At 46.7% G+C, this 19,320-nt stretch carries 18 protein-coding genes; 14 read left to right on the top strand and 4 right to left on the bottom strand.

The annotated features are described in order from the left end of the window. The first annotated feature begins 15 nt into the window (after positions 1 to 15). From ACE3MZ_RS11990 to ACE3MZ_RS11955, 8 genes are all read left to right on the top strand, one after another. Positions 16 to 1,572 carry an ABC-F family ATP-binding cassette domain-containing protein gene (locus ACE3MZ_RS11990; RefSeq protein WP_411342406.1) on the top strand — a complete coding sequence of 519 codons (1,557 nt, stop codon included), beginning with the start codon at positions 16 to 18 and terminating at the stop codon, positions 1,570 to 1,572. Between the two features lie 169 nt (positions 1,573 to 1,741). After that, positions 1,742 to 2,464: a YebC/PmpR family DNA-binding transcriptional regulator gene (locus ACE3MZ_RS11985; protein WP_411342405.1), complete on the top strand. Its 723-nt coding sequence runs from the start codon at positions 1,742 to 1,744 to the stop codon at positions 2,462 to 2,464. Positions 2,465 to 2,777: 313 nt separating this feature from the next. Further along, positions 2,778 to 3,443, top strand: a complete 666-nt coding sequence (locus tag ACE3MZ_RS11980; RefSeq protein WP_411342404.1) for an S-layer homology domain-containing protein — start codon at positions 2,778 to 2,780, stop codon at positions 3,441 to 3,443. Positions 3,444 to 3,910: 467 nt separating this feature from the next. After that, entirely contained in the window at positions 3,911 to 4,864 is a 954-nt protein-coding gene (locus ACE3MZ_RS11975; protein ID WP_411342403.1) for an MBL fold metallo-hydrolase, read from the top strand. Between the two features lie 96 nt (positions 4,865 to 4,960). After that, complete coding sequence (locus tag ACE3MZ_RS11970; protein ID WP_411342402.1) at positions 4,961 to 5,428, top strand: DinB family protein; 468 nt, start codon at positions 4,961 to 4,963, stop codon at positions 5,426 to 5,428. 328 nt (positions 5,429 to 5,756) lie between these two features. After that, a complete protein-coding gene (locus tag ACE3MZ_RS11965) occupies positions 5,757 to 7,592 on the top strand; it encodes a UbiD family decarboxylase (protein ID WP_411342401.1) in 1,836 nt (611 codons plus the stop codon). Between the two features lie 371 nt (positions 7,593 to 7,963). Then, positions 7,964 to 8,635, top strand: coding sequence for a serine/threonine protein kinase (locus ACE3MZ_RS11960; RefSeq protein ID WP_411342400.1), 672 nt, complete (start codon positions 7,964 to 7,966; stop codon positions 8,633 to 8,635). An 89-nt stretch (positions 8,636 to 8,724) separates the two neighbouring features. Further along, positions 8,725 to 9,153, top strand: coding sequence for a DMT family transporter (locus ACE3MZ_RS11955; RefSeq protein WP_411342399.1), 429 nt, complete (start codon positions 8,725 to 8,727; stop codon positions 9,151 to 9,153). Between the two features lie 209 nt (positions 9,154 to 9,362). Here ACE3MZ_RS11955 and ACE3MZ_RS11950 read toward each other — a convergent pair whose 3' ends face one another. Then, positions 9,363 to 9,953, bottom strand: a complete 591-nt coding sequence (locus ACE3MZ_RS11950; protein ID WP_411342398.1) for a GNAT family N-acetyltransferase — start codon at positions 9,951 to 9,953, stop codon at positions 9,363 to 9,365. A 184-nt stretch (positions 9,954 to 10,137) separates the two neighbouring features. Between ACE3MZ_RS11950 and ACE3MZ_RS11945 the strand changes: the two genes are divergently transcribed. The 5 genes from ACE3MZ_RS11945 (at position 10,138) to ACE3MZ_RS11925 (ending at position 13,610) form a co-directional block, all read left to right on the top strand. After that, positions 10,138 to 10,833, top strand: a complete 696-nt coding sequence (locus ACE3MZ_RS11945) for a Crp/Fnr family transcriptional regulator (RefSeq protein WP_411342397.1) — start codon at positions 10,138 to 10,140, stop codon at positions 10,831 to 10,833. 30 nt (positions 10,834 to 10,863) lie between these two features. Next, entirely contained in the window at positions 10,864 to 11,265 is a 402-nt protein-coding gene (locus ACE3MZ_RS11940) for an NUDIX hydrolase (protein WP_411342396.1), read from the top strand. Positions 11,266 to 11,400: 135 nt separating this feature from the next. Continuing rightward, the gene (locus tag ACE3MZ_RS11935) at positions 11,401 to 11,808 is read left to right on the top strand and encodes an RrF2 family transcriptional regulator (protein ID WP_411346647.1); all 408 of its coding nucleotides are present in this window, start codon (positions 11,401 to 11,403) and stop codon (positions 11,806 to 11,808) included. A 217-nt stretch (positions 11,809 to 12,025) separates the two neighbouring features. Then, positions 12,026 to 12,946: an NAD(P)/FAD-dependent oxidoreductase gene (locus ACE3MZ_RS11930; RefSeq protein ID WP_411346646.1), complete on the top strand. Its 921-nt coding sequence runs from the start codon at positions 12,026 to 12,028 to the stop codon at positions 12,944 to 12,946. Between the two features lie 100 nt (positions 12,947 to 13,046). After that, positions 13,047 to 13,610 carry a GNAT family N-acetyltransferase gene (locus tag ACE3MZ_RS11925; protein WP_411346645.1) on the top strand — a complete coding sequence of 188 codons (564 nt, stop codon included), beginning with the start codon at positions 13,047 to 13,049 and terminating at the stop codon, positions 13,608 to 13,610. 262 nt (positions 13,611 to 13,872) lie between these two features. Here the strand turns inward: ACE3MZ_RS11925 and ACE3MZ_RS11920 are convergent, their stop codons facing one another. Further along, on the bottom strand, positions 13,873 to 15,453 hold the full coding sequence (locus ACE3MZ_RS11920; RefSeq protein ID WP_411346644.1) for a M56 family metallopeptidase: 1,581 nt from the start codon (positions 15,451 to 15,453) through the stop codon (positions 13,873 to 13,875). Continuing rightward, entirely contained in the window at positions 15,446 to 15,811 is a 366-nt protein-coding gene (locus tag ACE3MZ_RS11915) for a BlaI/MecI/CopY family transcriptional regulator (protein ID WP_411346643.1), read from the bottom strand. Before ACE3MZ_RS11915 ends, ACE3MZ_RS11920 begins: the two co-directional genes overlap by 8 nt. Before the next feature lie 282 nt (positions 15,812 to 16,093). Between ACE3MZ_RS11915 and ACE3MZ_RS11910 the strand changes: the two genes are divergently transcribed. Further along, entirely contained in the window at positions 16,094 to 18,100 is a 2,007-nt protein-coding gene (locus tag ACE3MZ_RS11910; RefSeq protein ID WP_411346642.1) for a TerD family protein, read from the top strand. 138 nt (positions 18,101 to 18,238) lie between these two features. Here the strand turns inward: ACE3MZ_RS11910 and ACE3MZ_RS11905 are convergent, their stop codons facing one another. Further along, positions 18,239 to 19,150, bottom strand: a complete 912-nt coding sequence (locus tag ACE3MZ_RS11905) for an AraC family transcriptional regulator (protein WP_411346641.1) — start codon at positions 19,148 to 19,150, stop codon at positions 18,239 to 18,241. Positions 19,151 to 19,320 lie beyond the last annotated feature (170 nt).

Here is a 19,320-nt window from a genome sequence, read left to right as displayed (position 1 = left end):
GAAAAGGTGTAATGAATGAGCATATTAAATGTAGAAAAGTTAAGCCACGGGTTTGGCGACCGGGCTATTTTTAAAGATGTATCGTTTCGTCTGTTAAAAGGCGAGCATATCGGTCTGATTGGCGCAAACGGTGAAGGTAAATCCACCTTCATGAATATCATCACAGGCAAACTGCAACCAGATGAAGGCAAAGTTGAGTGGTCGAAGCGGATGCGTGTCGGCTATCTCGATCAGCACGCTGTACTGGAAAAAGGCATGACCATCCGCGACGTACTCAAGAGTGCATTCCAATATCTGCTCGATATGGAGCAGGAAATGAATGATATGTACGGCAAAATGGGTGATGTCACGCCCGAAGAACTGGAAGACCTGCTGGAGCAGGTTGGTACGATTCAGGATACACTGACCGCACAGGACTTTTACCTGATCGATGCCAAGATTGACGAAACCGCGCGTGGTCTTGGTCTGACTGATATCGGTCTGGACAAAGACGTCAATGACTTGTCTGGCGGACAACGTACCAAAGTCCTGCTGACCAAGCTGCTATTAGAGAAACCGGATATCCTGCTTCTGGATGAGCCGACCAACTATCTGGATGAAGTGCATATCACTTGGCTGACTCGTTATTTGCAGGAATATGAGAATGCGTTTATCCTCATTTCTCACGATATTCCATTCCTGAATAGTGTCATCAACATCATCTACCATATGGAAAATCAAGAATTGAATCGTTATGTCGGCGATTATGATTATTTCCTTGAAGTATATGATATGAAAAAGCAACAACTTGAATCGGCATTCAAACGTCAACAGCAGGAGATTTCCCAGCTGAAAGACTTTGTAGCACGTAACAAAGCAAGCGTAGCTACCCGTAATATGGCGATGTCTCGTCAGAAGAAGCTGGATAAGATGGAAGTGATCGAGCTGGCGCAGGAGCGCCCGAAGCCGCAATTTAACTTCAAAGTTGGACGTACAGCGGGCAAGGTTATTTTTGAAACGAAAGATCTGGTCATCGGTTACGGAGATCCATTGTCCCGTCCGCTGGATCTGCGTATGGAGCGCGGGCAGAAGATTGCTCTCGTCGGCGCGAACGGTATCGGGAAAACGACGCTGCTGCGCAGCATTCTCGGCGAAATTCAAGCCCTCTCCGGTACAGTAGAACGTGGTGAGCACCAACAGATCGGTTATTTTGAGCAGGAGATGAAGTCGGACAACTACAACTCTTGTATTGAAGAGATCTGGAATGAGTTCCCAGGCTTCTCCCAGTTTGAAGTACGTGCGGCACTGGCAAAATGCGGTCTGACGACCAAGCATATCGAGAGCAAAATCGCCGTTCTGAGCGGTGGCGAAAAAGCCAAAGTTCGTCTGTGCAAACTGATCAACCGTGAAACGAATATCCTCGTACTCGATGAGCCGACCAACCACTTGGACGTGGATGCGAAGGATGAATTGAAACGTGCGCTGCAAGCGTACAAAGGCAGCATTCTGATGATATCTCACGAACCGGAATTTTACCGCGACATCGTGACGGAGACATGGAACTGCGAATCGTGGACGACAAAAGTATTCTAATCAAGCAATAGCGCTTAGTCATTTGTAGTTACATCATGAATGGACATCCTGTTTGAGTTACGACTTGAACAGGATTTTCTTTTGGAATAGGTAAAATATTTTGATTACGCTGCAAAACGCGCTATAATGAATAGCGTATAAATTCACAAGCAGAAAGAGAGCGGATCGTATGGGCCGTAAGTGGAATAATATCAAGGAAAAAAAGGCGAATAAAGACGCCAATACAAGCCGGATTTATGCCAAATTTGGTGTGGAAATCTATGTTGCTGCCAAAAAAGGCGAACCAGATCCCGTATCCAATAGTGCTCTGAAAGTCGTACTTGAGCGTGCGAAAACATATAATGTACCCAAAGCGATCATTGATCGCGCGCTGGATAAAGCAAAAGGCAGTGGAGAAGAACAATACTCTGAGCTGCGTTACGAAGGATTCGGTCCGAACGGTTCAATGATCATCGTCGACGCACTGACCAACAACGTCAATCGTACCGCCCCGGAAGTGCGTTCCGCATTTAACAAAAACGGCGGAAACATGGGCGTAGCCGGTTCTGTTGCGTACATGTTCGAATCGACCGCTGTGATCGGCGTGTCGGGTAAGGACGAAGAAGAAGTATTGGAAATCCTGATGGAAGCAGATGTCGATGCACGCGATATCGTGCAAGAAGACGAGTCTGTCATCGTCTACGCGGAGCCGGATCAATTCCATGCCATTCAAGAAGCGTTCAAAAATGTCGGTATCGAAGAATTCAGCGTAGCAGAGCTGACTATGCTGCCACAAACATTTGTGACACTGCCAGACGAAGCGGCTGAAGCACAATTCGAGAAGCTGATCGACGCACTGGAAGATCTGGAAGATGTACAACAGGTGTACCACAACGTTGAGTACGCTGAGTAATCATCGCCACATATCCATCGTTTGAACATATCTGTGCAGATTGAGCATGATGCCAATCTGCATACAAAGTAGCAGTATATCTACTTGAAGTAGGTATACTGCTATTTTGCATGTACGATCTGTCGCCAAGCCGTCCTTAGTCCATAACGAAATGTACATGTTCCTTACTCGTCTGTTCAATATGCATATACGCGTACCGAAACTGCAAAAATATTTTCTACAAAAATAATAACGTTTGCAACATTCCTTCCGTTTGTATTGTGTACATCATGAAGAGGCAAGTACACAGCTCCATGGAAAGGAGGAAATGCACATGAAAACAGTAATCACGGCAGCGCTATCGGCTACGTTACTGCTGAGCGGCACCGGAAGTGCACTAGCATTTGACGATGTGAATCAGCAGCAAAAGCAAGCGATTACGAGCCTACAGCAGCAGGGAGTGATTGCCGGTATGAGCAAGGATAGCTTCCAACCGGAAACTGATCTCAGCTATGCACAGGCGATTACGTTACTGGTAAACGCATATGATCTCAACATCGATAATATGCGCTTTATCAAAATGCCAGTAGCGACCGATCTGTACACCCATGTATCCGACAAAGCATGGTATGCAGATGCTCTCGTATTCGCGTATTACAACGACGTCAAGCTGGACAAAAGCGTGAATGTAGCAGATTCCATCAGCCGCGAGCAATTTGCGACACTGCTGATGGATACACTGGAGCGTAAAGCCGGTTTGCCGATGATCAATCTCGTTCCGGCGGACATCAAGGATGAATCCGACATTACCGCCGGCAATCAGGGAGCGATCCAGCGTGCCTTGCATTACAAGATCATCACATTGCATGAGGACGGCACCTTCCAGCCAAACGAAAAGCTCACTCGTGGCGAAGCCGCCGAGTGGCTATACAACAGCTTACAACTCCTGCATGAGAAAACAGGAACAAAGCAGGCACCAACGGAAGATGCCGGTCAATGAGGAGGATCTGCATTTCCCCTTTTCACATGTCGTCCATCCCTATGTCACTACATCATGACCGTACACAACAGCATCTAGCTCCAATGTATCTCAACCCCGCCGAGCCGATACGTAAGTCTCTGCGGGAAGTGCACCCGGCTCCGTAAAGCCGTGCGTGCAGTGTCGCTCTGTCGTCCAGTCTCTTGCCATTTGCGGGCAAACACATCCACTACGGATCAGTCAAAAGCATCACTGGCACGCACCCTGCCGACAGGATCGCTTTCATGACTACAAATAACCGCCGACTCTTTTTACATAGCCGCCATCTGCTGATGGTCTGGTCATGCAGAGAGAATATCGGCGGTTCTTTGTTATGTCGCCGTAATTCCACATAATCCGCTATGGTGATGCCAGAACAAGTATATTAAACTATAACATGAACCATCGGCATTACCGCATGCCTCATCTTATCTTCAAAAGGAGACATCATGGTTAAACGACTTGTTAGACTGGCAGACCACGTATACCGACTGGCGCTTCCTTATGGGGAAGGCACAGTGAACAGCTATCTCTTTGAAGGCAAGAACGGATATACCGTTATGGATACTGGCGTACAGGATGAAGCGACACGCCGTGAATGGAAGCAGCTACGCGACAACGGACTTGTGATCGAAAAGGTGATCATTACCCATACCCATCCCGACCATATTGGACTGGCACCTTGGTTCCAACAGGAGTGGAACGTTCCCGTCATTTGTTCACGTAACAGCTATGAACTGATGAGCACGTATCACCGTCTTTTGGAGCAAAAGCAGCCGGATGACCATACACCTTATGCATTTAACCGTAAATATGATGGACCAGAGATTGAAGAACGGCAATTTTACCGTTATATGGGTAGCGTATGGTTGGAGCCGGATGAATTGTATAAAAATCATGATATCGTTATGCTCGGCGATGAACCGTATGAAGCGATCTGGACGCCGGGACATGCGGCGGATCATTTCTGCTTCTGGCATGCTCCATCCAAATTATTGATCGCGGGAGATTTGATGTTTGCGGATACGGCGCCTGTCATTCCGTTCTGGAGCGAGGAGGATGTGAATCCGCTGGAGGATTATTTCCATTCGCTTGATCTGATTGAGACGTATCCAGCGGAGCTGGTATTGCCCGGACATGATCATGTGATTCATGATCTGCATCAGCGGATTCGTGATATTCGCAATGCACATCACTTTCGTATGCAGCAGATTCTAGGCAGTCTGACAGAAGGGCGACGAACCGCCGGACAGCTATGTCGCGAGATTTACGGTACTGGCAGACCAGCGTCGCAAGAGCTGTTGGAATTTTATACAGCACTGGCGCGACTCGTATATTTGCGCAATGAAGGCTTTGTAGAGTCCGTGACAGAAGGAGACAAAGTGTATTTTCAGCGGAAATGATAGTACCAGATTGGACATGACCTGCGGATTCGGGTTACGATGTTCAAGGACCTGATGACAGGTCATGATGCAGAACATACAGGAGGAATTATAATTATGTCCAATGCATTTGTTTTTGATTGGATGGCGAGAACACGCCAAAATATGCTGAAATATCTCGACCGGATCAGCGAGGAACACATCGAGATCATTCCGGAGGATTTTAATAATAATATTCACTGGCAATTCGGTCACATCGTGACGATCGCCGATAATATCATTTATGGGTTTGCAGGTCAGACGCGTCGCTTGCCTGTGGAATATTCCACATTCTTCGCGCCGAATACGCGTCCATCGGAATGGCACGGCGAGCCGCCAAGCTGGGAAGAAGTACTGAACGTCTTCAACAGTCAAGTAGATGAGCTACGCGAGACATTTGGTAGCAAGCTGGACGAACCAGTGGCGGTACAGGATAACTTTGCTGGTGCCAAAATCGTTCACGATCTGCTGGAGATGAATATTGCGCACGAAGCGGCTCATTCTGGTATGATCAACGCAATGACGCGATTGCTGCGCAAAGCGTAAACAAGAACGATGCAAGCAAAGATGCAATAGAATCAACAATGATGCTCGCATCCATACGATATTCATCTACTCCTTATGATACAAGTGCTGACTCGATACGTAGACAGCTGCTTGTATCACAAGGAGTTTTTCGTTTTGGAGAATCTGTGTTGGAAACAGGCGGATATATATCTGCTTATACATAGGAAACGGTAGATCTGGCAGTCGCTGTTGCAAAATTGTCGAACAATCAGCCGTTAGGCTTTTGTCTCTGCTTCGTAATCCGATTATAATAAAGTGAATAACGAAAATTTCAACTATCTCTGTCATGATGAAATGGAGAAATGATATGTATAGCAATCTCGAAGAATGTCTGCTTGATCTTGAAAAGAATGGTCATCTGCTCCGAATCAAGGAAGAGGTCGATCCTCATCTGGAGATGGCGGCGATTCATCTGCGTGTATATGAAGCCGGTGGACCGGCATTATTATTTGAAAATGTAAAAGGTTCGCGTTTTCGGGCGGCATCGAATATTTTCGGTACGATGGATCGCAGCCGTTTTATTTTCCGACATACATGGGAATCGACACGCAATGTCATTGCTCTGCGTAACGACCCGATGAAGGCGATCAAGCAGCCGTTGTCCAATGTACGTAACGGACTTGCCGCCTACAAAGCATTGCCGAATGAACGTGGCAACAGTCTTCCTGCCGCAGCCGAGCAGATTCAGATCTCCGATCTGCCGCTCATTCAGCATTGGCCGATGGATGGCGGAGCGTTTGTAACGTTGCCGCTCGTCTACAGTGAAGACCCGGATAAGCCGGGCATTATGAACTCCAATCTTGGCATGTATCGCATTCAGCTAACGGGCAATGACTATGAGCTGAATCGTGAGATCGGTCTGCACTATCAGATTCATCGCGGAATTGGTGTGCATCAGTCGAAGGCGAATCAACATGGCAAGCCGCTAAAAGTAAGTATCTTCGTCGGTGGGCCACCCGCGCATACGTTATCCGCGGTAATGCCCCTACCAGAAGGATTGAGCGAATTGACGTTTGCCGGATTGCTGGCAGGTCGTCGTTTCAATTATAGCTATCTCGATGGTTATGCGATCAGCAACGATGCTGATTTTGTAATTACGGGCGAGATTCATGCGCAGGATACGAAGCCAGAAGGGCCATTTGGCGATCATCTGGGCTATTACAGTCTGGTACATGATTTCCCAGTGCTCAAAGTGCATGGTGTGTATGCGAGACCGCGTGCCATCTGGCCGTTTACCGTCGTGGGGCGCCCGCCGCAGGAAGATACGGTGTTTGGCGAGCTGATCCATGAATTAACTGGCGATGCAGTCAAACAGGAGATTCCGGGTGTCAAAGAAGTCCACGCCGTGGATGCCGCAGGTGTGCATCCACTGCTATTCGCTATCGGGAGTGAACGGTATACGCCATATCAGCAAGTGAAGCAGCCCGCCGAGCTACTGACGATTGCCAATCGAATTCTTGGCACCGGTCAAGTTAGCCTTGCCAAATACCTGTTTATCACTGCCGAGGATCAGCAGCCGCTGGATACGCACAAGGAAGTCGAATTTATCGGTTACATTCTGGAACGGATGGATCTGCGCCGGGATATTCATTTTCAAACAAACACAACGATAGATACGCTGGATTACTCTGGTACTGGCTTGAATACAGGCAGTAAAGTAATCTTTGCTGCCTACGGTGACAAGCGCCGCGAGCTATGCCGTGAAGTACCAGAAGCACTAAAAGGGCTGCGTACACTGCATGATCCATATCTGGTCATGCCGGGTGTAGTGGTGATACAGAGCAAGCCATTTACCGATTATATAGCTGCTCGTCAGGAACTCGCCGACATCTGTGCCAGTCTGGAAGCACAGGAAGGATTGGAAGGCGCGCCGATGATCATTTTGTGCGATGATAGTTCAATGGTCAGTGCCACTCTGAGCAACTTCCTCTGGGTAACATTCACGCGTAGCAATCCATCGCATGACATCTATGGAACAAACAGCTCGTACGAATACAAGCACTGGGGCTGCGATAATATGATAATCGACGCTCGTATCAAGCCACATCAGGCACCACCGCTTGTACCGGATGCGGATGTGGAGAAAAAGATTGATCGATTATTTGCGAGTGGCGGTAGCCTGAGCAGCATCAAGCTGAGCTAATGTGTGGATAACGGATTGGAATCTATACATGTATTCATGAATGGGCAACCATGCTAACTACCTTGGATATATTTAGATAAGAGGGTCGTTGATCTATTCTGTATGGGAAGAATGTGAGCATATATCTGAGCAGCTGCCTGTATTAGGGCAGCTGTTTATTTTATTGTGCATTGCCGATATAGTATACAAAGCGTCAAATTTGAACTACATACCATCTATGCTTTGCCACTATGACGATTCTTGCTGTAGTTCCTATATATATTCCAACATAGCATCATCACGCATTACTTCACACCGTATTCAAATTCGTACTGTATTCTACGTTTATCTTTTGCAATCATCCGTATCTATTAACGACTGGAGTGCCATGTATGGAAAAGTTAATCCAATATGTATATACTGATTTGCTGCCTCAGTTGATCATTGAGAGTGTTGATCCGCTGGAGCCGATTCAAGTTGTATCTTATCCCCAGCCGTGGGTGCTACTCGGCGCGGGCAATTATGCTGCTGTGCTCTACCATCCACAGTACCCGGAGCATGCGGTCAAAGTCTATGCTGGCGGCAAGCCCGGTTTGGAAGAGGAATATGGTGTATATCGTCTGCTGGGTGATCATCCGGCATATTCAACCTGTTATTATGCAGGAGAACAATTTCTAATTCTGAAGCGACTGATGGGCATGACCGTATATGAATGTCTGCAAAAAGGCGTCGTTGTACCAGAACGCGCCATTCGCGATATTGACCTTGCACTTGATTATGCACGTTCTGTCCACTTACGTCCGCATGATGTACACGCCAAAAATGTCATGGTGCATCACGGACGCGGTCTGATCGTTGATGTATCCGACTTTTCCAAGCAGGAGTCCTGTCGCATGTGGGACGATTTCAAAAAGGCATATTATCGCGTATATTGGCCAGTTGCTTCGCATCTGATTTTCCCGATTCCTGCGTTCATGCTTGAAGGCGTACGCAAAGGATATCAGCTGTATCGCCGCCGCAGACGTCGGATGCACAATTTACCACCAACTGGGCAAAAGCTGTAGCACATGCAATACGACAAGACGTATGTCCTAACTACATGCTGCATCTACTCTAGTATACTGTAGAGGTAGAAGACAGAGGAGGCGGACAGATGAAAGGCGTAATCTTTTCGCTGCTGGCGGGTATCTTTCTTGGCTTGCAGGGAATTGTGAATTCGCATACCGGGCAGTTTGTCGGTACTTGGAAAGCCGTCATTATCAACCAGCTAGGCGGCTTTATTCTGGCAGGTATCATTATGCTGTTCATGCGCAACAATCATTGGACAGGCTTGTTACAAGTAAAAAAGCTGTACTGGTTTAGCGGTGCTTTTGCAGCGGTGATCGTATTTAGCAATATTACATCCATGCACCGGATCGGAGCAACGCTGACGATTGCTATTTTGCTCATCTCACAGCTATGTATGACGTTTACGATCGACAGCCGAGGCTGGTTCGGGACGATTCGGCAACGTGTTAGTATCACGCATCTGCTCGGTATCGGGCTGATGATTATCGGTGTCATCGTACTACGATTGAGCTGATTGTGTTGAGACTGATCTTACTGTGTTACGGTTCACTCTAAATTGCACGCAAAAAAGACTCCATGCTAGAAGGAGTCTTTTTTGCGTTTGGACAAGGGGTATCAGACCCAGGGTATGAATATAATCTCAACAATTTTAGAAAGGTGAATGCTGAGCCAAGTCTAAAATCTCTGGAAATCTCCGATCATGGCAAACCAATGCAGCTTGCATCAAGAGCGTGGCTGCGCTGTAGAATCATCCCATTTTTTACGAAAAGCTTGCTCGTGGAAGTGGGTAATCTGTCGGAATAATGACTCTCCATCATCAGCAACTGCAAATGAAGGATCAATCGGCAATACGAGTGCACGATACGTTTCCGGTATCCAAATATAATGATGCACATACGAGGTTGGAGTAAATCCGCATTTCTCCCAGAATACAATCCGTTCCCGATTCTCCGGCGTATTTGCTGCTTCCGCCTCGATAATGATCGCGGCTATATCATACGTCAATACCGCCCAATCACGCAGCAATTCGAAAAATAACTTGCCTTCTCCGCGACCACGCCGATCCTTACGAATCGCTATATAGTCAATAATTAGCGCAGGTTGCTCCGGCGAATCCCCTAATCCGGTAAATGCCATTGCCACCAGCTCACCATCGTCATATGCGGCATGCATACAAGCCAATCGCCGCTCCAGCATCACTTTGAGAATGCGCTCCGGCTTGGCACCATGTTCAAATGCTTCTTCGTAAATGGGCTTCATCTGCTGCCATAGCGATTCATCCCAATGATCCAGTGTATTGAGTTCGAGAGCCATATCGATGCCTCCAGTCTGTTTAGAGTTATGCTCTTGCAGTATATCAAATATCATAAACGATACATAATGCTGCTGAATCTGTCTATCCATTTCAAATTTGTGATTTAAGGACATATGTCCTAGTCTACACTGTGATACGTTTCGGTATAATAAAAGCAAGAACGAAAGAACGGTGGTAGGTATCATGCAGGAGATTCACAATCAACAGCGGCTGCACGCGTATTTGCAGCAATTTGGAATTGAGGATGTGTTTCATGAACCGCTATTGCCGCATGTAGGATTATTTGCATTTGAGCCGGGCGAGGTGCTGTGCGCGCAAGGAGAGCGCTCGGAGATTCTATATGTACTAGTCAAAGGCACAACCAAAACATCACTCACCTCACCAGAAGGCAAAACGCTAGTGCTGTCTTTGAAGACACCACCGGAAATGATCGGCGATATCGAGTACGTCGAACAGGTAGAGCTGATGAACACGGTGCAGGCGGTAACGCCAGTGGAAGTACTCGGCATTCGCTATCAATGGTTATACCGGTACGGTCAGGATCACCCGCCATTGCTACGTTTTCTGCTGCATATCATCACGTACAAATTCCGGGTCAAATCCGATTCGATGAGCTTCAATCTGATGTACCCGGTGGAGACGCGCCTTGCCAGTTACTTGCTCTCAGTCACAACCGAGCAGTATAGTGAACTATCTACCGGTCATCCATCTGATTATAGTCTAACCGATATTGCCAATCTGATCGGCACGAGCTACCGCCATCTCAACCGCGTCATCCGTCAATTTAGCGAGCAAGGAATGATCCGGCGTGAGCGCGGATTGATTGTGATCAAGGACAGACCGCAACTGGAAGAATTGGCGTCTAAGGCAGCATTGTAACATACAATATACCCCAAAGGAGACTTTCACATGACTCAAACTATTGATAAAATCGCCTGGATTTACCTGAACGAGCAAAAGATTCTATGCGTACGCTCCAAAGACAAAGAATTATTTTACATTCCTGGTGGCAAGCGCGAATCAGGTGAACAGGATCAACAAACGCTAATTCGCGAAGTAGAGGAAGAATTGAATGTGCAGCTGTCGCAGGAGACGATTGAACACGCTGGAACATTCGAAGCAGCTGCCGATGGCAAAGCGGAAGGCATCACTGTTCGACTCACTTGTTATACTGCCGATTATCAAGGTGAGCTATCACCACAAAGCGAGATTCAAGAACTGGCATGGCTGAGTTACGCTGATCTGGAGCGCGTATCTGCTGTTAGCAAGATAGTGCTGGAACAGTTGCATAAGCAGGAATTGATCGTTTGATTGTCTAATTTGCAGCAGAGATTTTCATTGACGTTTGATCTGGATACGTATATTATAGACCCGTAAAGTCTGTAATTAAATGTTGTTCATTCTGCATGATATTCAATTAGTCTGTCATGAAGGCGGCGATACAGTATGAAATTTTCCAAAGCAACCAATTATGCTCTGCATACGATGCTACATCTGTCGGCAGCAGAACCGAACCGCTTGACCGGAGTGCAGCAGCTTGCAGATCAGCAGCAGGTTTCTCCAACGTACCTATCCAAAATTCTGACCAAGCTAGCGAAGGCTGGTATGGTCGAGTCTTCATCCGGTGCCAATGGGGGTTATCGACTGCGGCGAAATTGGGAAGAGCTTTCGTTTCTTGATGTCATTCATGCGATTGAGGGCACAACGTCTCTATTCGAGTGTCATCTGAACCACGGATCGGAGTGTCTGATTGAGCAGGTCATGATGAAAGCAGAAGGTACGATGGAAGATTACCTTCGGCAGCAAAAGCTATCCGATCTAACAGCCCAAATGCGCGCTCATCTTCATAGATGAGCCGCTTTATATCAACCAATGTATCAGCAGAAGTCTGTAGCAAGTCTGGCACATTGGCAGACTGTCGAATGGATTGGGATCATGTTTTATCGCGCCCTAATTACGGACATAATAAGTCTTTAATATCTCTGAAAATCCCTTACATTTCTTAACTTCTCTAACATCCATTCTTACACGATCATGCAACCACAATCTACACCTCAGGAGGAATACAAATATGACGACGATATACGATTGCATTATTATTGGCGGTGGTCCTGCTGGACTGAATGCAGCTTTAGTGCTGGGCAGAGCGAAACGAAAGGTAGTGATTATCGACGATGGCGATCCTCGAAATAAAGTGACCCATGAGTCGCATGGGTATCTTACACGCGATCGGATCAAACCCGCAGAATTTCGGAGAATTGCATATGAAGAAGTGCTACGTTATCCGACAGTAGAGCATATGGTCAAGCGTGTTCAGACGGTAGACAAGCGGGCAGATCATACATTTGGTGTACAGTTGCTTGATGGCAGCACCCTGTATGCTCGCAAATTGCTAATCGCCACTGGGTTGAAGGAAGCCTTCCCATCGTTACCCGGTTTACAGCAATGTTATGGCACAAGCTTGTTTAACTGTCCATTTTGCGATGGTTGGGAAATGCAGCATCACAAGCTGGCTGTCATCGCGGGTCCAGCAGGCGTGATGCATCTGACCAAAATGCTATATGCTTGGAATCGCGAGCTAGTTGTATTTACGAATGGACTGGATGTGCTGGATCAGGAGCAACTGCAACAATTGGAGCAGCATCATATTCCAGTTGTAAGTACACGTATTGCAGCATTGCAGCATCTGGATGGACAATTGACAGCAGTAGAGTTAGAGGATGGGACAAAGGTAGAGCGCAGCGGTGGCTTCATTGTACCGGAGTTTCTGTCCAAAGCGGATTATCAGAACAGCTTGGAATATGAAGTGAACGAGAACGGTGGTATCGTCACCGATGCTACCGGTATGACTACAGCAAATGGTGTATACAGTGCTGGTGATACAACGATTAGTGGACCGTCTCAGCTCATTATTGCCGCCGCTGCTGGAAGCCGTACAGGTGCGATGATCCACGCTGCATTGATGGAAGAAGAATGGGCAATGATCAACTGATGGGACGAGACTGCCCTGTATCAACATTTGCAAATGATACACATCCTTAGCAACATAGTGTACGATAATACTACTATGTTGGCAGGGGGTACACTTAATTATGACAACACCGGAAGACAATAAGGCAACTGCTGCATCTACATCCATCGATGCTGCTTCGCCGCCACATGTTGAGATTCAGCAGGTGGACGCGCAACAACCGGAAGCGCTGGATATGATCCGCCAGCTATTTACTGACTATGTCTATGCGTTGCCAGTCGACATTGCTTTTCAAGATATAGAATCTGAGCTGAAGCTATTACCAGGCAAGTATGCTGCTCCGCAAGGAGCCTTGTTATTGGTCACTGTGGATGGTCAGGCAGCAGGTTGCATCGGCATTCGCCCGGAGTCAGACGATGCTTGCGAGATGAAGCGATTGTATGTGGATGATCGGTTTCGCAGGCTCAAGTTAGGGAGATTGCTCGTAGAGACAGCACTCCGGCATGCACAGACACTGGGATATGCGACTATGCGTCTGGATACATTGGAAAGTATGATTCCGGCACGTCGGTTGTACGAGTCGTTTGGTTTTCGAGAGATTGATGCGTATATTTATAATCCGCTGGACGGTGCGCTATTTATGGAAGTGAATATTGACGAAGCGATGAAGCGATTGCAGACATAATCGTTCCAAGACCGATAGGTACTTCTCTTACTCTGTATGTGGAATCGCTATAGAATCTAGGTAGAAACGAAAAAGCAGGAACAGCGTGTAGGTTATATACACCGTCTGTTCCTGCTTTTTATTTGGCATTGATATTGTTGTATAACGATGCATCCGTTCAGCTCGATGCATGTAGTACAAAGAAATGGATCAATCGACGGATCAACATCCAGTATTCATGAAAGCATATCCAGTATTGCAATTATCGATTATCTAATATCGCTTATTTACCGGATGTTGCCGTGCCATCTTCAACAGGCACAACAAATGTAGTCTCGTGCAGATTCAGCTTCGCATCATAACCGGTTACATTGAATTTTATAGTTTTGGCAGCTTTGTCGTAGAATGCGTATGCCCATGTAGCGCCTTCAATGCTTTTGCCCGGTGCTACGCCGACTGCTTTGTCGGAACCAGCCGGGTAGATTCCATTGTGCGCGCCGTCTACCAGATTGTTCGCATCGTTGGCATCGGTCAAGTCAAAGTTCGCTTTGGAAAAGGCTAGTTCTTCGCCGCCGGCTGGACGAATGTTTTTGTAGCTATAATTAACGATAACAGCTTGTTTAGCGTCTGTATAACCATCTTCCTTTTTCCCGCGTAGAGTCGTCGTTTTCACAGAATTCACGGTGAATTCCCACTCGTTATTCACTTTCCATGTGTCGCCGACTTGTAGAGTATGGGACGCTGTGGCAGCTGGAGTTGTCGATTTCGCAACAGCTGGTGTAGTGACAGCGGCATTGGCAGGCGAAGTTGCTACGATCGCAGCAGTCCCTCCGACGAGTAGCGAAGCGGACAATACGGCAGCAGCAGTCATTTTTTTCATGTTCATAATAGATTCAATCCTTTCTTCAATCGCAAGTTTGCTAAAATAGTTGGCAGTAGAAGGCAGCATTACTTTTTGTTCTTCCATGTAAATGAGGGTGCGGGCATAATCGGCACGATGTTCATGACCGACTAGACGCACAACCGTTTCGTCACAGCTTAATTCCAGATCACGATTCACGAGCGCACACATCATCCAGACAAGCGGATTGTACCAGTGCAGACAGAGTGCCAGCAGCATGAGCATTTTGATCAAACTGTCCATGCGGCGGATATGCACGTATTCGTGAGTAAGCACATAATCCAATCGATCTTGATCGTCCCAATCCGTTGTTATGGGCATGATAATCACAGGTTTGAAAATGCCATAGGTTAACGGTGACACGATGTCTGCACTCTGACGAACTTGAATGCGACGACGTAAAGTATGACGAGACAGCCAATGGTTGACGAAGGGATGATCTACGATTTCTGCGTGCGCAAAGCGATGATACCAGCGCATATACGCAAGGGTTAGAAAGGCTCCACAGGCAATCGCACCAGCAATCCAGATCACATGCCAGACAGCAATCAGATCGACCGGGGCAGCCGGTCGGGCATGAAAGCCGCCCATCCAGCCGTTGACGCTGGAAGACGCATGTTCAGTAGAGGATGTGCCAGTAATGACAGGAGTCGTGCTACCAGATAGATGACTGCTGGCAGATACAGATTCGCCACCGGCAGCGGTAGAATGAACCGCTGAGGATGTTCCGGTAGTTCCACTGTGTCCGCTCCATGTCATCCATGACGGCAATGCTAGATGCTGGAATGGGGAAGGTAACGATAAGGGGATGCACAATCGTAACCAGATCATACCCCAGAGCCAGATAAAGGTTTGCCGTGGCAATTTGTTACGGAAGAATACACGAATGATCATGACGACTGCGATGAGCAGGGCTGCGGACAGATCCATTTGCAGCCAGTTCATATGCTGGAGATTATTCATCCAGATCATCCACCATCTTCTTCAGACGTTCGATCTGGGCATCGGATAATTCCTTTTTGCCCAGTAGCGAAGCGAACAGCTTATTCGTAGAACCGTCGAAAATCTTGTCTACCAGATCAAGCGTGCCTTTTCGCTGTACTTCTTCGCGCGTGACAAGCGCATGACAGACAAAGTTCGGTTCGGAGCGGGCAATCGCTCCTTTTTTGATACAGCGTTTGATGAGCGTGTAGGTGGTATTCACATTCCAGCCATACTGCTCTGACAGGATACCGGCAACATGCCGTGCGGGCGAGTCACCTTCTTCCCAGAGAACAGACATAACCTTCAGTTCAGAATCCACCAGATTCAGCTTATCCATGATTGCCTCCTTCCTGCGGCGGCGGTCAAGCTACCTTGTTTCTTCTATAAGACAATTGTAGTATGTTTGCTACATCTACGATAATACAACTGTCTTATGAGAAAAGCAATGTCAAAACCATTACAATGTTTTCATCTTTTATTTCTCGATTTGGAAAATCTCCATAGACATTTTGTACCTTTCCCATATATTTCATTTATTTCCTGCCGATAAAAAGATAGTATGAGAAGATAGCATTTTCTTCACATCGTTCCAATATCTTTCATTCAAAGGGGTCTTATCATGAGTTCCGTGCACAAACACCGTATGTCCTATAGCTCGTATCTAACAAGACAGGACGTAGATGGTACCAAGATCAAATACATCTTTATTATGAACGCAGCGGAAGGGCTGCAACGCTATATGCGGCGAGGCAATATGCAGACCGTGTTCAACAAGCTAGCTCCATTGTCGATGCATCATCCGGTGCAGACGTTAGCACAGCAAGATGGTGACTTATACCGGTTACCGGAATTTACAGAGAGCAATGCTACCAAATATATGAAAGATCAGATTTATGGCAAAGACCCGCAACGCGGCGAACAAGTAGATTTATTTTCCGAATTGTTTCATACGAGCGAATTAACACACATTATCTGGTTTACCGACGAGGAAGTAACACCGTACATAACGGTTATCCAATCCATGAATGCACCACATCTGTTCTGGAATTTCGTTTCAATCAAAGGGTATCCGCTACGTTGCACGGTAAAACCGCTCAAAAATATGAACTTGAGTCATATTCCGAAGATTTCGAGCTTGGGAACATCGGAGCTGTACCGCAAGCTGCTGAACAAATTCACACAGTATATTAACAAAACAGACCTGCCGTTAAATGGTCGTGTGCGCATGAGTCGGACGGAAGATGTATCTGGTTCTGTGCCGCTAGTCAAAGGCTCCAAAACGCAAATTCAGCAAACGAATATCAAGATCGGAATTGGCTGGAAAACGTCCGAACAGGAATGCCTGAGCGCTGCCATGTTGCTGAACAATCAAAAGCTGAATAATGCGGAAAATATCGCCTTTTTCGGCAATAAATCTACGATTGGTATGACGCATATTGACGGTCGTGAGTTGCCAACAGCCGATATGGAGCAATATATTGTGAACTTGTCGGCAATTGAGCAGGCACAGCAGGATCGGGTATTGTTCTCGCTCGTGATGCCGGGCGGTATACCGGAGGAAGTCTATATTCGTCTGCTTACCTACGATAACCGTGAGCTGCTGCGGTATACGGTCGATATGCACACCTGCGAAGGCAATACGGCACTGGAGCTTGGCGCTTTGTATCAGTACAAGCAGGAGTGGCGGTTCCACGCGATTGGAAATGGCTACAACTCTGGTATGGAGAAGATTGGTGCGCAGTATGGAGTCCCCGATCTGAATGAAACGTATGATTTTACCGCTCAGGTGCTGGAAGAGATCGCATTGGACGGCAAAAGCTTTGAATATCATATGCAGGATTTGTTCACCAAGCTCGGCTATGAGGTCGAGATGCCGACCAGTGATCCGTATGCGCCGGATTATGGCGTCGATCTGATCATTACCAAAGCGAAGATTCGTACAGCTGTACAATTGAAATGCTTCAGCAATGTCGTGCCAATTAAGGCGATTCAAGAAGTGTATGCTGGTGCACGTATGTATGAATGCTCCAAATATATGGTCGTGGCAACTAACTATTTTAGCCGTGCGGCATTACAGCTTGCCGAACAGTTACAGGTGGAAGTATGGGATAAGACGCAACTGGGTAAAGTGGAAGATCGATTGCGTTCGCGTATCGGTATCTCACCGGATAATGAATTGAAGCTCAAGCTCTCCAAGCAAGAAGCAGACGATGAGATCGATATTGATATCTCCGCGTTTCTGGTGGATGATCATGATCGGTGTGTGGGCGAAGAAGATTTTGTCTTTTACAATCAGCCGGAGCATCAGAGCGGATGCGTGCGTATCATCAACGATACTGCATGGGAGAAGCTGATGTATCTCAATCTGGAGCAGCTACCGGATCACTGCCATCGTGTGATTATTGTCGGTTCACTGGATGCGTACAAGCAGAAGGTCGAGCTAACGATTGATAATGAACTTGATCTGTATCACACCTTTGAATATATGCCGAGTGCAGTTTGCGATACACTGGTGCTCGGACAATTCCGCAAAATCGACGGCGAATGGGCGTTCACGACATCAGATTCGTATTTTGTCGGCGGCTTGGAGGAAGCGTGCAGACTGTATGGGTTGGACGTTTCGTGAACGAGTGATAAGGTGATTTTGTAAAACTGTTGCTATACCGCATTCAGGTGGTATCGTACAGAATCGCTAGTATACAAGCAAAAGAGCGAAGGGCACAGATGCCTTTCGCTCTTTTCCATATGGCTAAGCATTCGATATCTACAGATTATCATGCTGGTCAGGAATCGAAATCGGATACGACTCCAGCTGCTTGTCGATCTTTAGCCGATATTGCAGCGGTGTGACCGAATATGTTTTCTTGAAGCAGGAAATGAAATGCGGAATATTGTGGAATCCGACCTCATTGCCGATTGTCTCTACCGATAAGGTTGTGGATTCAAGTAGATGCGCAGACACTTTGATCCGTTTGGCTGTCAAATATTCACTCAGATTGCTACCGGTTTCTTTTTTGAATATGCGTGACACATACGAACGGTGCAAATGAAGCTTCTGAGCGAGCCGATTTAGAATATCTGACTCCATATAGTTAGTTTCGATCCAATTCATAATCTGTTCTGAATAGAGCGGTTGGCGCTTCGATACCGTACGGTCTTGGGGTAAAGGAAGATGCTCATTCAGCATACCGAGCAGACGCAACATGAATACATTCAATTCTTCTTCTGTTATGGCACGTCCTGTAGCTATCGCTTGTTCATAATCGCTTACATATAGACTAAGGCGTTCCAACTGATCGCCTAATTGAAAGACGCGCTGTATATCATGCTCGCGACATAATCGACGAAACCATTCCTGTCGACGAGGAAAAGCATCCAACGCTTGTTCCATATGAACATGATTGATATGAATGACTGCACGCTCATATGGCATTTGTTCCGAAACACGGGAATGTACATTATGAATTTCAAAAGGCTGAAAGAAAAATAACATGCCCCGCTGCATTGCATACGTTTGATTGTTAATCACAACGGTTCCTTCTCCTGCAAAAATTAACAACATCTCGCAGCATGGATGCCAGTGATAAAATCCAGGTCCCTGTGTAGTCGTAGTATGACGATTTGTCCAGACAACTGGCTGTCCATGAAACGGAATCGCTTCAAATCCGGCGGTCATGCGTATCCTCTCCATTTTCCATCAATTGGTGTCAGTGTAACATTGGGCTACAGCATAACTCAAGTGCAACAAAACGTTATTTTTGTTACAGAAGGCAATAATTAAGCCGTTTCAAGCATGATATAGTAAATCTCATATAGGAAAATATCATTACATTGATATTGATAATT

This window comes from Paenibacillus sp. WLX1005, assembly GCF_046603685.1.
Taxonomy (GTDB): Bacteria; Bacillota; Bacilli; order Paenibacillales; family Paenibacillaceae; genus Saccharibacillus.
Note: the sequence above shows the minus strand (reverse complement) of the source record. Positions and strands in the feature narration are given on the sequence as shown.